At 56.6% G+C, this 17679-nt stretch carries 7 protein-coding genes and 2 pseudogenes; 4 read left to right on the top strand and 5 right to left on the bottom strand.

Translation table 11 applies throughout. From position 1 onward, the window contains the following. Positions 1-140: 140 nt before the first annotated feature. The 5 genes and pseudogenes from tnpA to HHL27_RS21810 form a co-directional block, all read right to left on the bottom strand. Positions 141-533: an IS66-like element accessory protein TnpA gene (gene tnpA / locus HHL27_RS21830; protein WP_206069788.1), complete on the bottom strand. Its 393-nt coding sequence runs from the start codon at positions 531-533 to the stop codon at positions 141-143. A gap of 54 nt (positions 534-587) precedes the next feature. After that, a pseudogene (locus tag HHL27_RS21825) lies at positions 588-818 on the bottom strand (IS66 family transposase); the annotation flags it as partial. A 63-nt stretch (positions 819-881) separates the two neighbouring features. Continuing rightward, positions 882-1361 (bottom strand): annotated as a pseudogene (locus tag HHL27_RS21820) (ATP-binding protein); the annotation flags it as partial. 197 nt (positions 1362-1558) lie between these two features. After that, complete coding sequence (locus HHL27_RS22650) at positions 1559-2950, bottom strand: sugar transferase (RefSeq protein ID WP_240960245.1); 1392 nt, start codon at positions 2948-2950, stop codon at positions 1559-1561. 549 nt (positions 2951-3499) lie between these two features. Next, positions 3500-4834: an O-antigen ligase family protein gene (locus tag HHL27_RS21810; RefSeq protein ID WP_169495473.1), complete on the bottom strand. Its 1335-nt coding sequence runs from the start codon at positions 4832-4834 to the stop codon at positions 3500-3502. Positions 4835-5223: 389 nt separating this feature from the next. Here HHL27_RS21810 and HHL27_RS21805 point away from each other — a divergent pair, with 389 nt between their 5' ends. The 4 genes from HHL27_RS21805 to HHL27_RS21790 all read left to right on the top strand — a co-directional run bounded on the left by HHL27_RS21805 (position 5224) and on the right by HHL27_RS21790 (position 17292). Beyond that, the gene (locus tag HHL27_RS21805) at positions 5224-9387 is read left to right on the top strand and encodes a cadherin domain-containing protein (protein ID WP_169495472.1); all 4164 of its coding nucleotides are present in this window, start codon (positions 5224-5226) and stop codon (positions 9385-9387) included. A gap of 163 nt (positions 9388-9550) precedes the next feature. Beyond that, complete coding sequence (locus tag HHL27_RS21800) at positions 9551-10666, top strand: acyltransferase family protein (protein WP_169495471.1); 1116 nt, start codon at positions 9551-9553, stop codon at positions 10664-10666. A gap of 24 nt (positions 10667-10690) precedes the next feature. Beyond that, complete coding sequence (locus HHL27_RS21795; RefSeq protein WP_169495470.1) at positions 10691-11773, top strand: hypothetical protein; 1083 nt, start codon at positions 10691-10693, stop codon at positions 11771-11773. A gap of 362 nt (positions 11774-12135) precedes the next feature. After that, entirely contained in the window at positions 12136-17292 is a 5157-nt protein-coding gene (locus tag HHL27_RS21790; protein ID WP_169495469.1) for a family 16 glycosylhydrolase, read from the top strand. The last annotated feature ends 387 nt before the right edge of the window (positions 17293-17679 follow it).

Below are 17679 nucleotides of genomic sequence, written 5' to 3'. Positions count from 1 at the left end.
CACGCCGGCGCGGAAGGCCCCCAAAGGAGCGCCTCATCGATCACCGCTACGGCTGATCACCGAAATCCCAGACTGGGGAATTTTATATCGGCACTTCTGGGGAATCTTCGGTCGGCGTTGACACGGCGGCAATGTCAGGCTCAACCTTCAAGCTCCCCAACGATCTCGAGGACCAGTCTCAACGCCTCCCTGTCCACCAGCCTGTCCACCGAGACGATGAAGCCGTCACCCCGCCTGATATCGATCCGGCCGACATCAGCGAGCTTGCCAACAGGTGCAGGCTTCACCAGTTCAACGGGAACAAATCCCGCCATCGCGCCGCGCAGCAACTGCTTGTGCCACGTATAGAGTTGGCCTGTTCCGATCCCATGCCGCCGCGCAACCGCCGCCACGATCACGCCAGGCTGCGTCGTCTCCTTCAGGATCGAGAGTTTCTCCTCGTCGCTCCAATGGCGCCGCCGCTCAACCCGCACGACCGCTCCACCATCCCGGCAAGCGCCCATACGAGGCTCGTTTGACTGCTCGATATCCACTCGCAAGGCCTCCTACTGCCCCGCGAAATTCACGCCAGCACCATCATGCACAAGACCGGGTCCGTCGGCGCTTACGAAGAACCTGCGCCTCGCGTAGGCGAGGTAGCCAGCTTTGAGCACGGGGCCGGCGTGGCGGTCCGCAGCGTAGAGCTCGCCATAACCGCCATAGGCGTCCGCCTGCAGGATCCCTGACCATGATGCGAGGTGTGTTCGTGGATGCTCCCCACATCGGTGGCATGAGTAGTGGGCCGGCGGATCGGCGCCAGCGAAGGGGCGATTGTAGCGTGACAAACTGGATGAGGATTGCGCGACAATCAGGATGAGAATGTGATTGTCGCGGCGCGACGATCAGTGGCTGTTTTGATTGTCGCTGGCAAGGTCGTCGTTCTCATCCTGATTGTCGCGGATGGCCTCGAGGACCTTTGGCGTGGTGTAGGCGGCGGGGCGCCCGGCGCCGGTTCGCCTGGCCTGTGCGGTGCGCCGCCGGTAACTTTCGACGTTCATCTCGAAGATGGTGGCGTGGTGCACGAGCCTGTCGACGGCGGCGAGCGTCATGGCGGGATCCGGGAAGACCCTGTTCCATTCGCCGAAGGGCTGGTTGGCGGTGATCAGCAATGACCGTCGCTCGTAGCGTGCGCTGATCAGCTCGAAGAGCACTGACGTTTCGGCCTGATCGCGCGAGATGTAGGCAAAGTCGTCGAGCACGAGCAGGTGGTATTTGTCGAGCTTGGCCATCGCGGATTCAAGCGTGAGTTCGCGCCGCGCGACCCGCAGGAGTTGCACCAGGTCGACGCCGCTCCGGCCCCGAGAACACAGTGATCTGAACCCTCAACCGCTCCTACGCGCACTCACAAAAGCACGCTTAAAACCGCTCACACGCCCACCCGGCAAGGCGGGGCAAGCCGGATAGACACCCCGTTCCGTGCTCGCCGGATGAATACATCGAACCCCAATCTCTGCCACCCCTCACAAGCCTCCTCGTGCATGCAAGGTTGAATAGGATCTCCAGCAGTTTGGAGATCCCTCTAATAAGCATTTTTATGCACAAGAACCGCAAAGGTTCGCAATATAATCACGATATCGCTCCACAAGGACCACCTGCCGAGATACTCTAGATCCGCAGTCACGCGATCAGTTAAGTCTCGCTTTTGATGCGTCGCTCCGCGAAAGCCCTTCACCTGCGCAAGACCAGTGATCCCCGGTTTGCAGGCGTGACGCTGCCAGTAGCGCGCGTCGATGTCCCAAAACAAAAGATCTTCTGCGGTCGAGTTTATAGCATGAGGACGCGGGCCTACGACGCTCATATCGCCGCGCAGAACATTGAAGAGCTGCGGCAACTCGTCGATGCTGGTCGCTCGGATGATACGGCCCACCCGCGTAATCCGAGGATCACCTCGCTGTGTCGATTTTTTGCCGCCGTGATCAAGAAGATTCACATGCATCGATCGAAACTTGAACACGTAGAAAATTCGGTTCTGACGCCCGATCCGCGGTTGCATGAAGAAGACAGGCCCAGTGCTGTCGAGCTTGATCGCAAGAGCCGTCAGGATCATTAGCGGCGAAAAAAACAACACGGCAAGGCCTGAAAACGCGACATCGAACAGGCGCTTGAAGATGCGATCACGCAAGGCAAGAGGGCCCCGCGCTATAACCAAAGTCTGATCTTCGGCGAAACTACCAATGCCGAGCGGCCGTAAGCCGGATAGTTCAGGGGCAACCACTTCAGCATGGACATTCATGCCCTTCAGGACATGGGACCAGTCACCACGGCGCTCGGGGCTGCATTCGACAATGACCCGGTCGAAACCAGCGATGACTTGTGCGAGGCGATCATAATCGTCTGGGCCAGGGCAATCGATGTTGAAGTAGCGCCCCACCTCGATTGCAGGGAGAGAGCTGCGCGGATCGCCCAGCACTCCATCCCGAAGCACCAGGCACGAGTAAAGCGCACCTTCAAGCTGGTCGCGCGAATAGTGCACATAGATCAGACGGAAGAGGACCATCAGGCCGCTCGCAAAGGCGATGCCAAATGCGACTTCCAGACGCGATAACGCCCCACCGGCTTTCAGGAGAAACAACAGCGTCGAAAGAGTGGCTGCCGCAATGAGGATCGAAAGGCCCGCGCGGGTAGCGGTTGCCACATGAGAAATCAGCACTTGGCCGGAGTATGCGCGCAGAGCAGCTCCGCATATGAGATAAAGGATGAGGGTCGCCATGATAAGGATCGAGGTCGTGGGCGACCAGGCAGTCTCAAACCGTACGAAGCTGCTGGTGGAAAAACCCAGGACAATTGCCAAAAAGTCCATGGGAAAGAGAGCCAACGCCAGTCGGGCGCGAAGCAAGGCCTTGTTGGTGTTGCGTACACCCAAGACGTCTGCCGCTGCCGAAAACGATGCAAGCGCAACTTGCTCGTTCATAGTGCCCCACCTCTTGTCCATCCAGCCCTGTCCCGCAGTATCATACGACGCTGCCACGACGCGGTGCATCGCAGCTTGTGCTTCAGGCTGCCTCGCATGCGATGGTAAATATTACGTAACGAGCATCCAAAATGCGATGGAGCCAGTCCGAGACCGAGACGTGGCATACGCACATGCTGGAGAGCAATTCTTGCCATCGCCAAGCCCCTGTCTACTAAATTGTAGAAGCGATGAATCGCAAAAAGCGCTGTTCGCATACGCAGCATAACCGAATTGCGTTGGTTGGCTAGTCATTTGCGCCGGGCAACGCAGGGTTTAGATTGGAACCTGCGCCAGTCCGTGAGGTTGGCGCGACAGGATGTTTAGTTTCTTCGCTCAGGCTGATTTATTTGGTCCAGCGGATAAGCATCCACAGAGTAGCCCGGCCCAAAGCGGTCTGAAACAAGAGCCGGCAACAACTGCTAAGTCGTGCTCATTCGGGAACACGTCAGTTGCAGGTGCAATATCGCGACTTCGGACGATTCGCAGCTTTTTGGGCTCGAAAATTGATCAGGCCGGAGAGCGCGCGCTTTGCAGGATCGCGCGACACCGTGCGATGGAGGCAGCCGACTGATCGCGAACTTTTTGGCGAAAGGCGGTCTCAGCGCTCATTACTCTTACCACGACAAAGGCCACGGAAAGGAAGAAGGCATAGCCGGCAAAGGATGGCATGTTTCCGAACGGGGATGGTTCGGTGACCCCGCGCACGAGGAAGAAAAACAGCACGATCATCGGTTCAAAACAGCGCTTTCGGACACCTTCATAGACGGTCATAAGGATTGCGGTGAGGAACAGGCCCAGTGCGATGAGGCCACCTGAAAACAGCACTTCGAGATAAAGATTGTGAGTATGAGCCGCCACGGAAAACAGTCGCGGGTCGAGCGGAAGGATGGACGTCGCAGCAGCGTAGCCATAACCTGTGACGGGTCGCCGTGCGATATGCTCGAGCACCACGGACCAGATCTCGGCACGTCCCGTACCCGTGGTGATTTCGCTCGCATCGCCAGAGCGCGCAAGTGATGAAAGGAAAAATTCAGGGGCCGACAGCAAGACAATCAGCATCGCCGTCAGTGCAAGACCAACAAGCAAGCCGTTAGCTAGCCGGTTGCCCCGGTTGATGAAGTAGATGCCGGTGCAGACAATGAGCGAGACGAAGCTCATTCGGTTGTCGGTCATTACCAGGCAGATGGCGACCGGAACGCATGCGACGATCACCGCTTTTCGGACCGACGGCGTCATTCGCTTGAAATATAGCAACGTCAGCAGCAACGCCATCGCGGTCATCGAACCCAGACCATTCGGAGAGCCGGCGATGCCCTGAATGCGATTGTTGCCGCCAAACTCACTGCCAAGCCAAGCGCGCATGCGACCTAGCTCTGGATTGACGAAGTAGACGACAAGCGAGAGCACGGCGACGGTGGCAACAATCAGCACCATCAAGGTGGCTGAGTTGGTCTCGCCAAAGCGCGTTGCCATCCAAACGCAGAACAGGAAGCAGCCCACAAATGCAGCGCTGTCGATGAACGATACTGAGAACAAGGGCGCTTGGAAGGAGGAGGCAACAAGCGTCAGCAAAAAGGCAAGCCAGACAAGCACGATCCGGTTGGAAAGAGAAATGCGCCGAACAATCAGGGAGGCAATCGGAACGACAAAGCTGAGCCCGATCGCGAGCAGTTTGAAAGCGGTCTGAAAATCAAGCGATTTGTCAGTGTAGTCGCGAATCCGAAAGAAGGTCATGCTGGCAAACAGCACGATGAACACTGCTGCCACGTTGATGCCGGTGCGATAGAACGGCTCATCGCGTAATGCGTTGCGTCCGATCGAGGCAGAGCTGTCGGTGTTCAAGAAGCCAATCATCGCGCTTGCCTCATTCTAAAAACCGCATCCTGACGCCATTGGACGCTCCGCTTTGCGACGCATTATCCGCAGGTGCTCTTCACGAGGCCCCTGATGCGCGCTGCCACTTGCTGCCGCAGTTGGCGCGCTCTCTTTGCAACATAAATGTGAAGCAGGTATTGAGGCAATCTATTTCACACCGCGAATCGTGGCTCGTTGTGCTGGCCTCTTCTTGCGATCCCGACGTCGGGTGCAAACGAACGACTCTTAGAAAAGTGAAACAAAATGACACACCTTTCGGGTGGGGGAGGGCTTAAGGTTCAAACGTGGTTAAGCCGTTTGCAAGGAATTTCCGAGTCCGGTAATGCTGCACTGCACGCCTAGCCAAGATGGAACTTATGACTGACGTCCTGCAACTCGCTCCCGGCGCCAATGAAAGCGACATCGCAGGTGCGCTCGCCCTGCTAAAAAACGGCGGCACGCTGATCTTACCGGCAAATGAGACAATCCGGATTACGGACGGTCTCAAGATCGATGTCACGAGCCGCGACATCACGATCAATCTCAATGGATCAACACTCCAGCAGGCGGGCGATGCGTCCGTTATTACCGGGTTTGGCACGATGTCTGCTGGACAAGCCGTCTCGCTCGACATCTCTGGCGAAAACGCAAAGGTCACCTTCAGTGGAAGCACCAGCGGCCTCAAGGTCGGGGACTGGATCAAGATCGTTGCCGACGATGTGTTGCCGTTCGACAATCGCAACACGACCGAGCCGACTCGCCTTGGCCAGGCGATGCAGATCGTGTCGATCAATGGCAACACCGTCGAGGTCAAGGGTGAGCCGCTTTATGCAGACCAATATCTGACCAACGTTCGGGCGGGCGAGATTGTCAGCGGAAAATTGACGATCACAAACGGTACGGTGGTCGGCGATCAGACTCAGCCGTCCTGGAATGCAGACCTCATCGCCATCCGCAATGCCATTGCGCCCGAAGTGAACCATCTGACCGTCCGGGACGGCAACTCGATGGGAATCAACTTCGTCAACACCGTCAATGCGCTGGCGCAGGACAACGCGATCATCAATCTGCTCGATGACATTCCGCTTGGGCACTACGGGTACGCGGTCCATTCAGCGAGCTCGATAGGGACGACGGTGATCGGTCTATATGCCGAGCGTGTCCGGCATGCGACCGATGACAATGGCGTTGTTTCGGACGTGAATGATCCCAACCTTGCGCACTACGGGGCGGATATAAATCTGCACGTCAAGGACACTGTGTCCTATTACGCATCGGCATTTTCCTATTCGTTCCACTCCGAAGGGCGCAATGCTCTCCTGGAAAACGTGATGTCGTTCGAGTCCAACGGATTTGTTGGCTTTCGCGGAGTTGGCAACCAGGTCATTAATTCAGGGAGCGTCGGCGATCAGCGCGGGTTCCAGTACATGGAATACGGCTACGGCGATTCTAGCTACGAGGTCGCGGATAACGTAATCATTCGCGAGGCGGGTCGGTACGTCTATGTGGTCACCGGCAACCCCACGAATAATGTTATCAAAAATAGCTACCTCGAATATGAAACCCGCGACGGAAACCTTGGCACGACCCAGCTGGTCAATACCACCGTCACTCGCTGGAGCGGGGTTGACGATGATATCTTGGTGGGAACGGACCAAGGTGACCGCCTCCTTGGCGGCCGTGGGGTCGACACCATTAATGGTGGCGGCGGTGCCGACTACATTTGGGGAGGCGCTGGTGCAGATCGGCTGACGGGTGGCGCAGGATCAGACCGGTTCGTGTTTGATCGCACCGATTCCGTCGACATCATCACCGATTTCCAAGCCGGCAGTGGCGGTGACTATCTCGATGTTGCCATCCTGGGCGCGCGATATGGTTGGACCGGCGATTTTCTGGCGAAGGGTTATGTCCATTTCATCCAGGACGGGAGCGACACGCTTGTCGAGGTCGCTCCGGCTCTTGGGGGCACCTACTACCAGATAGCGCGGCTGCAGAATGTTTCGGCGTCGACGCTGACGGCTGACAATCTGCAGATGAGCCTTTCAGGCGGCGCCAGCCCTTCTGCTTTGCCTGTCCCCACCGCCACAGTCCCGACCGGTTCTGTGGGTTATGCCAAGGGCGTCAAGATCGTCGGGACAACCGGGGTGGACTTCGTCGATGCGACGCACTCGCCGTCGGGCCAGCCTTTGCCGACTATCAACGCAGACTCAATCAGTACCAACGCCGGCGATGACTATATCGACGGACTGGGCGGGGCTGATACGATCAATGCCGGGGCCGGCAATGACACAGTCGTTTATTACGGGGGTGTGCAGAGCAATCTTCAGGGCGGCTCTGGCAGAGACGTGCTGCTCCTTTTGAGCAGCGACATCATCGACCTTTCGGCATCGGACCAGTCCGAAGGCCTGCCCGTGGTTTCCGGTTTCGATGATGTCGATGGGCGTCTGACGAGCGCCCCGCTCCACATCACTGGCAACTCTTCCAACAACAACTTGTGGGGCGGAAGCGGCGACGACGTTATCAAAGGCGGTGACGGCAATGATACGATCGATGGCGGACAGGGTGATGACCTCATCATCTATGACGGCAATCGCGAGGACTATAGCTTTATCCGGATCAATGCGACCACGTGGCGGGTTCAGGACTTGCGCGGATCGCTTCCGTATCGCGATTATGTCTCGAACGTCGAGCGGGTTTCTTTCGACGATGCGACCTTCTTCATCGACGACCTCAATCGACAACCAACTGATATCATCGTTTCGGCAGCGACCGTTGCGGAAAATGCCCCGGCGGGAACACTCGTTGGCGTTCTGACCGGCATTGACCCGGATGTTTCTGAAATCAACACCTGGACTCTGCTTGACGATGCGCAGGGACGCTTTTCGCTGGTTGCCAACCAGATCTTTACAACTGCCCCGCTGGATTTCGAGAATGGGCAATCCTACACTGTCTCAATCCAGCTGACGGACTCGGACGGCCACATTCTGGTCAAGGATTTCGTGCTTGGTGTCCGGGACGTCAATGACAATGCGCCAACTTGGACATCACCGTCTTCTGCAGCCGTCAACGAGAACACCCAGTTTGTTCAGCGGTTGAGTGCTGCTGATGTGGATACCACCGGCGAAGCCTTGACCATGGCAATTGACCCGACGGTTGCGGATGGCGCCCTATTCGAAATTGTAAACGGCAACGAACTCCAGTTCAAGTCGGCCCCTGACTTTGAGAGCAGCACGCATAATCCGCTGTATCAGGTGCAGATCATTGTGTCAGATGGGGTTAACAGTTCGACACAGTTGCTGACTGTGGAAGTCAAGAACGTAACCATCTCTGACACGGCTTTTGGTACCAGTAGCGATGATAGCGTGGTCTACGATGATGGCCAGGGTATTTTCACATACAATGGCGCACAAAGCCCGATTTCAACTCTCGGCTACGATACGTTGAAGTTGCTCGAGGGTAACAATCGGTTTGAGTTTCGCGCGGCCAGTGTGGCCATAACTGGCGACGTCAATGGTCTTGTGCACTTTGATTCTCGCGGCGATGCAGTTCCGGAATTCTCGATCGGCGACGCGCAACAAATCCAGGTAACAGCAAGTGCCGTTCGTTTTGACAGCCCCATCGTCAACACATCCATCTCAAGTTTAAAACTGGTCGGAACCTCAGCGATCGATACCCTTGATGGATCTGGAGCTGGCATTGCGCTATCGCTTCAAGGCCTTTCAGGTAACGATGTTTTGGTCGGAGGCTCGGGCGCAGACATCCTTGATGGCGGGAGTGGGGATGATCGCATGACCGGCAACGGCGGCGACGATCTCTACATAGTGGACAGTGCAGGTGATGTGGTCGTTGAGCAGGTCGGCGGCGGCATCGACACCGTCCAGACGTCTCTTACATCCTACACCCTCAGTGCCAACGTTGAGAATCTCACTTACGTTGGCACGAAATCCTTTTCAGGCGTCGGAAATGCGCTGGACAACGTACTGGTCGGATCAAGCGCAGCAGATCGCCTGGATGGCGGTGCCGGCGCTGACACGATGCGCGGGGGCGCAGGTTCGGATACTTACGTCGTTGATAATGTCAAAGACGTGATCTTTGAATTGTTCAACGAAGGGACCGATCGTGTCCTCTCCCAGGTTAGCTACACGCTCAGCGATAACGTCGAGAACCTTACGCTCACGACCAGTCTCGCGTTGAGCGGTACCGGCAATGCCCTTGCTAATGTGATTATAGGCAATGCTGGCGCAAACGTGCTGGATGGCCGAGGTGGCGCTGACACCTTAACCGGTGGTGCCGGTAACGATACCTTCGTTTTCCAGCGTGGCGAAGCTGCTGGTGACGTCATTACCGACTTTGCAGGGGCCGGCGTGGTTGGCGGCGATGTTCTGCGATTTGTCGGTTTCGGGCAGGATGCGTATCTTACCCATGCAGCGGGCTCGGACATGTATGAGATCCATGCCGGAGCCGCTTATGGCGGTGTTGTGGAAACGATCCAACTGACTGGAGTGACCAACCTGGCAAGCGGAGACTATATCTTCATTTGAGCGAATTGCGAGCAACGCAAAGGGACTCGCTAGTTGTATCTGTGCCAGCTAGGGTCGAAGCGTGATCGGGCCTGCGGAGTTGGAAAATTCCGCATGCTCATGCCTTGAAGCATATTGGCAAGCGCTCGCGTGACCAGGCCGTCGCGCGAAGCGGGGGAAACCTGTGGATCGAGCGACGACAATTCCTGACGCGATGGATCCGGCACTAACGGTCAGACGATTTCGCCATTCACCGGCCTTGGATGGCTTGCGCGCGGTGGCAATCGGGATAGTCTTTCTCGGCCACGCAGGGCTAGGCCGTGTTCTGATCCCTGGCGGATTTGGCGTTACGATCTTTTTTTTCCTGAGCGGGTATCTGATCACCTCGCTGTTGAGGGTTGAGCAGGCGTCAACAGGGCAAGTCAGCTTGAAGGGCTTCTATCTGCGACGTGTTTTGCGGATCGTGCCCCCTCTTTGGATCAGCATTGCGCTGTTTGGCATTGGCAGTGCTGCAGGCCTCGTTCCTTCCGCGCTCGATCCGATTGCAATCTTTTTGCAGATGTTCTTTGGCATCAATTATGCCGAGCCGTTTGGTCACGCAGATGGCGTGCCAGGCATGCCGCTCTGGTCACTTGCGGTCGAAGAACACTATTATCTGTTATTTCCGGCAGTGTTTATTTTTCTTGCTCATAAAATGAGCATAAAAAAGATGGCTCTCGTTTTTGGCCTATCTTGCCTAGTAGCACTAGCCCTGCGCATGGTCCACGTGTTTGTCTACGGGGATACCTATTATACTTATTACTTTAGCCACACGCGCTTCGACTCGATCCTATTCGGTGCAGTCCTTGCGCTTTGGCAAAACCCGGCGCTGGAAAAGCGCGCGTGGACTCCGAAGGCGTGGCAATATTATGGAGCACTAATCCTGCTAGCGCTCACTATCATTCCACGTAACGAGGCCTTTCGAGAGACCATACGCTATACCTTACAAGGCGCCTTGCTGTTCGTATTTTTCTCGGGTGTGCTTTCCCGTCGCGATACAATTGTTCGTGTGCTCGAGTCAGCGCCATTTCAAATTATTGGCCGCTATTCATACACAATCTATCTATCTCATTATTTCTTCATAAAGATGTTGCATAATCTGCATCCGGAGCTCGGCAAGCTTGGCTCTGCGGTGTTGGCCGCGGGCCTCACGCTTGCTTATTCGGCGGCTATGTACAAGTTTGTCGAGCAGCCCGCTGGGGCGTTGCGCCGAAAGCTGAATCCCGCAGAAGCTCCTCCGGTCAGCAAACTGGCAACCTAGGACAAGCCTTGGCAAACCGGTGTCGTGCCCATCCTTTTGACGCGCTCGCGCCTGTTTGGCTTGCTGGCTCGTTTGCAAACCGCTAAGACGCTGTGGGGGCCTTGTTTCGAGGTAAACATGATGCTGCCAATGGCACTAGCACTGGCGACTGCGCCACTTCACTGGCCCGCACCGCGCTTGGAGAAGCCGCAAACCATCCTTCTGAATGCCGGGCCGACAGTCACTCGGCTCGATGCAAACAAGGACTATGTTCTCAAGTTGCCATCTGTTGTGAAGCGAGGCTCAACGGTAATTCTTGGCGGCCGCAATGTGATTCTTATCGGAGGGCACATTTCCGTTCCCGAAAGCGACAAAATGCGCCGCGCGATCTACATCAAGGGCGCAACCGGCACGGTCCATATCGAAGGTGTCCTGATAAGCAATCCGGATGGAGGGGAGTTCGATGCAATAGCAATCGCGGCGCCCGATGCCACCGTGCAGGTCGAGCGCGTCCGCGTCGAGGGGCTTCAGGGGACACAGGCAACGTTCCATTCCGACGTGATCCAGCCCTGGGGCGGCGTCCGTGAGCTTCGCGTCGATCAGCTCACCGCTACCAGCGGCTATCAAGGTATTCAATTACCTGACATGCATGGTGGCAAAGAGACTGGGCTTGTGTCTCTTTCAAGAGTCAACTTGCGATATACCGCTCCGGTAAAGCCACAGTTTTCGGATGGAAAACCAAACAAGGGCGGGTTTCTGCTCTGGACAATACAAGGTCGGAATTGCGCGCTCAATACTCGCATGGTGCTGCGTGACGTGTACATCGTACAAAACAGTCTGCGCAGCCCCGAGACCGCAGTGTGGCCACCCGCCAATAGCCAGATCGATTGCGCCAGTGCAGTTGATCATGCAAGGCAGCGGGTGATGTTCCGCAATTTGCCGATCGACGGGACAGTGACGCTGGGTGAGCCCCCTCATGGTGATTTTGTTCCTGCAGGCGTCGCTGGCGAAAGCTACCGCTCGCGCGAACCAGTAGCTGATGCAGAAGAAGGTCCCGGCGGGATGCTGGAGAATTGGGGGCGCAAGCTCTATGCTTTCCTGGCAGCGACGTTGAAGCGGCTTGGATGAGATGAAATGCGACAGGGCGCCACGCCCGCGCGCTTCATTCGGCCATGGGCTGGCGCGCAACTATGTTAGCAATCTTCCCAAATTGACCTGAGTTTTGCAAGGCGAACTGGACACTCCCAATCGGGTTGGAGAGCAAGCTGGTGGAGGCAGCCGATCGCCCCGTCGGATTCGCGTCCCAATTGGAGACGCGAATCCGAGGCGTTTGAGAAATATGGTAAATCGCGTTTACGAGAATCGCGCGGGCGGGTAGGGCAGGACGATGTCGAGTTGGCGCTTCGGTCTTGCGCAACAAGCCGCCGCCGTCCCGACAAACTGTGTTAACTCCGATGGTTAACAGCTTCGGTTGATTGAGAAGGTCCTGTATGCCGCTTGCTTCCTCTGGGCTCCCGACGAACACGATCACCGGAACGGCGGTCGGACAGAACCTGGTTGGCACGAATGCAAACGACGCGATCTACGCGTACGGCATTCCGGGATCGAGCGGCAACACCCTAGCCGGCGGGTTGGGCGATGACAGCTATTACGTTCACTCGACCAAGGACGTCATCACGGAGAAGCCGGGCGAGGGCACCGACACGGCCTATGCCGATTTCATTTATTCACTTCCGGCCTATGTCGAGAACCTGGTCCTGACCGGCAACCTGTCGATTATGGGGACAGGGAATGGCGGCAACAACATCATCAAGGGCAATGCTGCAAACAACGTTATCGACGGTGCAGGCGGTGCTGATGAGCTGACCGGCGGTGGGGGCAAGGACATTTTCACGGTCCTTGGAAATGACACCATCATGGATTTCGGGACCGACGACCGGGTCAATCTGTACAACTTCACCACTTATACGTCATTCGCGCAGGTGAAGGCGGCAATGACCCAGAGCGGAGCCAATGTTGTGCTCAAGCTCTCAACAACCGATTCCGTGACATTCAAAAATTTCAACATCAATAATTTTACGGCTGAAAACTTCCTTCTTAAAACTCAGATCCAATCCTACACCCCGACCTTCGCCGATGAATTTAATACATTTAGCGTTAATACTGGTACGGGAAGCACTGGTAACTGGTACCAACTTTATCCCCGCACAGGATTAGCCGCGCACAGCACGGTCGATCATGGATCGATCCAGTACTTTACCTTCAAAGGCGACCTCGACGCTTTTGGAAACCCGGTGACTGTTGATCCGTTCGCTGTTAACGACGGTGTTCTTTCGATCAGCATGAATCCGGTAGCGCCGGAAGATCAGCCCAAATACAATGGGTTCCAGTACACCTCGGGGATGATCAACTCGATCGGTACGTTCAGCCAGGCGTACGGATACTTTGAGATTCGTGCGAAGCTCCCGGCGGGCGCGGGCTTGCACGACGCATTCTGGTTGCTCCCAATGGACGGCAGTTGGCCGCCAGAGCTCGATATTATGGAGCAGAAGGGCAGCGACCCCACACACGTCATCAACGTTGCGCATGCAGTCGATGGGGGGCAGCAGATAGCCTATTCCAAGCAGCTGACCGTCAACACCGCAACGACTGAATTCCACACCTATGGCCTTGATTGGGAACCAGACTACCTGACCTGGTATGTCGACGGCATTGCGCAATGGACGATGCCGACCTGGCCTGAAATGAACAAGCCGATGTATATGATCGCCAACCTTGGCGGTGGCGGCACGTGGTCGGGTGATCCCAACAGCACGACGCCTTTTCCGGCAACGATGCAGATCGATTATATTCATGTATTTGCAAGCCAGTACACTGTCGAGAAGGGCGTAGCTGTCAACAAGGTTGGCACCGATGCTTCCGAAGAGCTGTTCGGCACTAATTTTGACGATACACTGAATGGCGGTCTTGGGGACGATCAGCTTTACGGTGGCGCCGGCAACGATACGTTGACTGGCGGGGGTGGCAATTATGACCTTCTGGATGGTGGTTTTGGCGACGACACATACTTGGCGTTAACTCTGGCCGACCACGTTCAGGAGGGCGAAAACAGGGGCATCGATACCGTCAAGACCACGCTTTCCAGCTACACGCTCGACAACAACGTCGAAAATCTGATTTACATCGGCACGGGCCAGCACTCATTGCTGGGCAATGGCTTGGACAATTACATCCAGGGTGGTGACCAAGGCGGCCTGATGTCAGGCTGGGGCGGCAACGACACGATGCAGGGCGGTGCTGGTGCTGACCAGATGAATGGCGGCGATGGCAACGATGTCCTGCGCGGCGGCGGTGGAGCCGACACGTTACGCGGAAATGATGGCGACGACCGGCTTTTCGGCGATGATGGCGATGACCTGATCAAAGGCGACGCCGGCAACGACTATATTGAAGGTGGAGCGGGCAACGACAACCTTCAGGGTAACGACGGTGACGATGTCATTTACGGCGGAGATGGTGCAGATTCGCTTGACGGCGGTGCGGGCAGCGACATTCTGATCGGCGGCGCCGGAAACGACACATATTTCGTCGACCACGTCACGGAAACTATCATTGAAAAGGCTGGCGAGGGCAACGCCGACCTCGTTAAGGCGAAGCTCGACCAGTACACCTTGCCAGATCAGGTCGAGAATCTGACCTACATCGGTACTGGGAACTTTGTTGGAACCGGCAACGCCCTTGCCAACAAGATCATCGGTGGAGCAGGCACCGATATCCTCGATGGTGCAGGCGGAGCTGACATGCTCACCGGCGGCGCTGGCGACGATGTGTTTTCATTCACGCTCGGCGAGGCCGACGGCGACAAGATTACCGATTTCCAAGGAGCGGGGGTCGCAGGAGGCGACAAGCTTAGCTTCGTAGGTTACGGGCTCGATGGCACTATCGCGCAGGTCGGCTCAACAGACTACTACACCATCACCGCTGGCAAGGATTACGGTTACGTCACCGAGACGATCCAGATTATTGGTGTCTATGGACTAAGTGCCGACGATTATGTGTTCCTTCCGCCGATCAACCATGCCCCGACTGACATTGCGCTTGCTGCAGGGGCCGTGTCGGAAAGCGCTGGTGTGGGCACAATCGTCGGGACGCTTTCGACCGACGATCCGGACATTGCCGAGGTCAATAGCTACGTTTTGACTGACAATGCCGGGGGGCGGTTCAAAATCTCGGGCGATAAGCTGGTGCTGGCAAAGCCGCTCGATTACGAGACCGCGACATCGTACCAAGTTACGGTCCGGGTGACAGACTCGGCCGATCACAGCATCGAAAAGACGCTGACGGTCCAGATTGCGGACGTAAATGACAACGCGCCTGTGTTCAGCTCAAGCGCTGCGGTTTCGATCAACGAAAACCAGACTGACGCCGTTGTGCTTTCGGCAACCGATGCCGATACGACGGGCGAGGCCACGGTGTTCTCGATTGATGGTGGCGATGATGCGGCGCTATTCCAGATCCGTGACGGAGTGCTGGCCTTCATCGCTTCGCCTGATTTTGAGAACAGCAACCACGCCCCGGTTTACACCGTAAATGTGCGCGCGTCGGACGGCACGAACAGTTCTGTACAGGCGATCACGGTGACAGTGGCTGATGTCAAGGCAGGTGATACGCTTGCGGGCACTGCATCGAACGATACTTTCACCTACACCCCTAATCTGACGTATGACCGCGTTGACGGGCAAGCTGGCCTGGATATCCTTAATCTTACCGCTTCGAGCATCTCCGCGGGTGTCTCAGCTGGCGATGTCCGCTTCTCGTTGAACGCAAGCGGCAATACCGATTTTACAGCTAGCAACATTGAGGTGCTGAACCTCACCGCAAGCGCGATTGCAGTGGCTGGGGACCTTTCGAGCGTCGGCGTGAGCGATCTTCGCCTCAACGGCACAGGAAACAATGACGTCCTAGACGCAAGCCTTTCGGGCGTCGCAAGCTTGATCAAGAGCGGCGCCGGAAACGATACGCTGTTGGGAGGCGCTGCATCCGACACCTTGGATGGTGGTAGTGGCGATGATACCATGACCGGGAACGGTGGCGATGATACGTATATCGTCGACAGCGCATCTGATGTCGTGATTGAGCAGGCCGGAGCAGGCTTTGACCGGGTGCTCACGAGTTTGACTAGCTATACGCTGGGCGCAAACGTCGAGGCTCTGGTTTATACAGGAACAACGGCGTTTACAGGCAAGGGCAATGCGCTCGACAATGTCTTGCAAGGCGGCAGTGGCGCCGACCGACTTGAAGGTCTTGGCGGAGCCGACACCATGATCGGTGGCCTTGGCAACGACACTTATATTGTTGAAAATGTCAATGACGTGATCATCGAACGTGCCAACGAGGGGATCGATCGGGTACTGAGCCAAGTCACGTATACGCTCGGCGACAATGTTGAAAACCTGACGCTTTCCACGAGCTTCGCTATCAACGGTACTGGCAACATACTCGCCAACACTATTGTCGGAAACGCTGGCGCGAACGTGATCGACGGACGCGGTGGAGCAGATACGCTGACCGGTGGTAGCGGAAACGACACCTTTGTTTTTCAGCGAGGCGAAGCGAATGGTGACGTGGTCACCGACTTTACTGGCGCGGGCAACGTGGGAGGCGACATCCTCAATCTCGTTGGTTATGGCGCGGGCGCTTATGTGTCTCACGCAGCTGGGTCTGATTATTACGTTATCCATGCTGGAGCGGAATTCGGCGCAGCTACAGAGACTATCCGCCTCACCGGAGTAACCAATCTCGGCGCAGGCGACTACCTGATCGATGGCGTTGCGGGGCCGGCACCGGTTGTTGAGGGCGATGTGACGCCGCCAATCGACCCGGGTGCGGGAGGCAACGATCACCTTGGTGACGATATTTATGTTGTGAATTCCGCCTCTGACGTTCCCGTAGAGCTAGCAAATGGCGGATATGACATCGTCCAGACGGCCCTTACATCCTATACACTTGGGGCAAACATCGAAGCTCTCTTCTATACGGGAACCAAGGCCTTTACAGGCACTGGTAATGCCCTGGACAATCTGCTGGTTGGCTCGAGCGGAGCGGACCGTCTCGATGGCGGTCTAGGCGCTGATACGATGAAAGGCGGCGCGGGGAACGACACTTATACGGTGGACAACATTAACGACGTCGTGATTGAAAATGCCGGAGCGGGAACTGACCGTGTTCTAAGTCGCGTAAGCTATACGCTTGCTGACAATGTCGAGAACCTCACGCTTTCCTCCAGCCTTTCGATCAACGGCACCGGGAATGTCCTCAACAACGTTATTGTTGGTAACGCAGGGGCCAACGTCCTTGATGGCCGCGCGGGCGTCGATACGCTGACCGGCGGCGCCGGCAACGACACCTTTGTGTTCCAAAAGGGTGAAGCGAACGGCGACATCGTGACAGATTTCGCCGGGGCAGGCGTAGCAGGAGGCGATGTGCTGCGCTTCACAGGGTTCGGCACTGATGCCTATCTCACGCATAGCGCTGGGACGGATCTCTATGTCATCCACGCCGGCGCCGCGTTTGGCGGCGTTACAGAGACCATCAAGTTGACCGGTGTGTCCGTTGATCTGGTCCAGGGCGATTACATTTTCATCTGATCGTGCGCCGACGCGCGTCGCTTGACCGAACCAATATCGTGTGGCCGCTGCTTGAGCTGGCCACACGCGCGCTGCTGCATGGCTTCGCAACAAGCACCGGCCACCGAGTGGACCGCGCATCTCGACATCCTCACGAATAGGAGGACGCCGTGAATGGGTTCTATTTCGGCAACTATGGTAAAGCCTCGGCGGGCGCCACCATGGGGCTGCGCCTGGCAGATGGACGTCGCCGGCCTTGAGCAGCTCTTCAAGTTCGGCCAGGTTATACCAACGCGCATTGATCAGAACCCATGGGCCCACTGGCGCAATCCGAGAGACATGATGCGCCACGGCTGATCGGCGAGTTTGTTCCATGCGAAGCAGCATTGGTCGACGATGTCGTCGTAG

The sequence above is a fragment of the Novosphingobium olei genome, assembly GCF_012927405.1.
Lineage (GTDB): Bacteria > Pseudomonadota > Alphaproteobacteria > Sphingomonadales > Sphingomonadaceae > Novosphingobium > Novosphingobium olei.
Note: the sequence above shows the minus strand (reverse complement) of the source record. Positions and strands in the feature narration are given on the sequence as shown.

Excerpts from the sequence above, each read along its gene's own strand:
- HHL27_RS22650 (WP_240960245.1), bottom strand. The coding sequence starts at position 2,950 with ATGAACGAGCAAGTTGCGCTTGCATCGTTTTCGGCAGCGGCAGACGTC.
- HHL27_RS21805 (WP_169495472.1), top strand. The coding sequence starts at position 5,224 with ATGACTGACGTCCTGCAACTCGCTCCCGGCGCCAATGAAAGCGACATC.
- HHL27_RS21790 (WP_169495469.1), top strand. The coding sequence starts at position 12,136 with ATGCCGCTTGCTTCCTCTGGGCTCCCGACGAACACGATCACCGGAACG.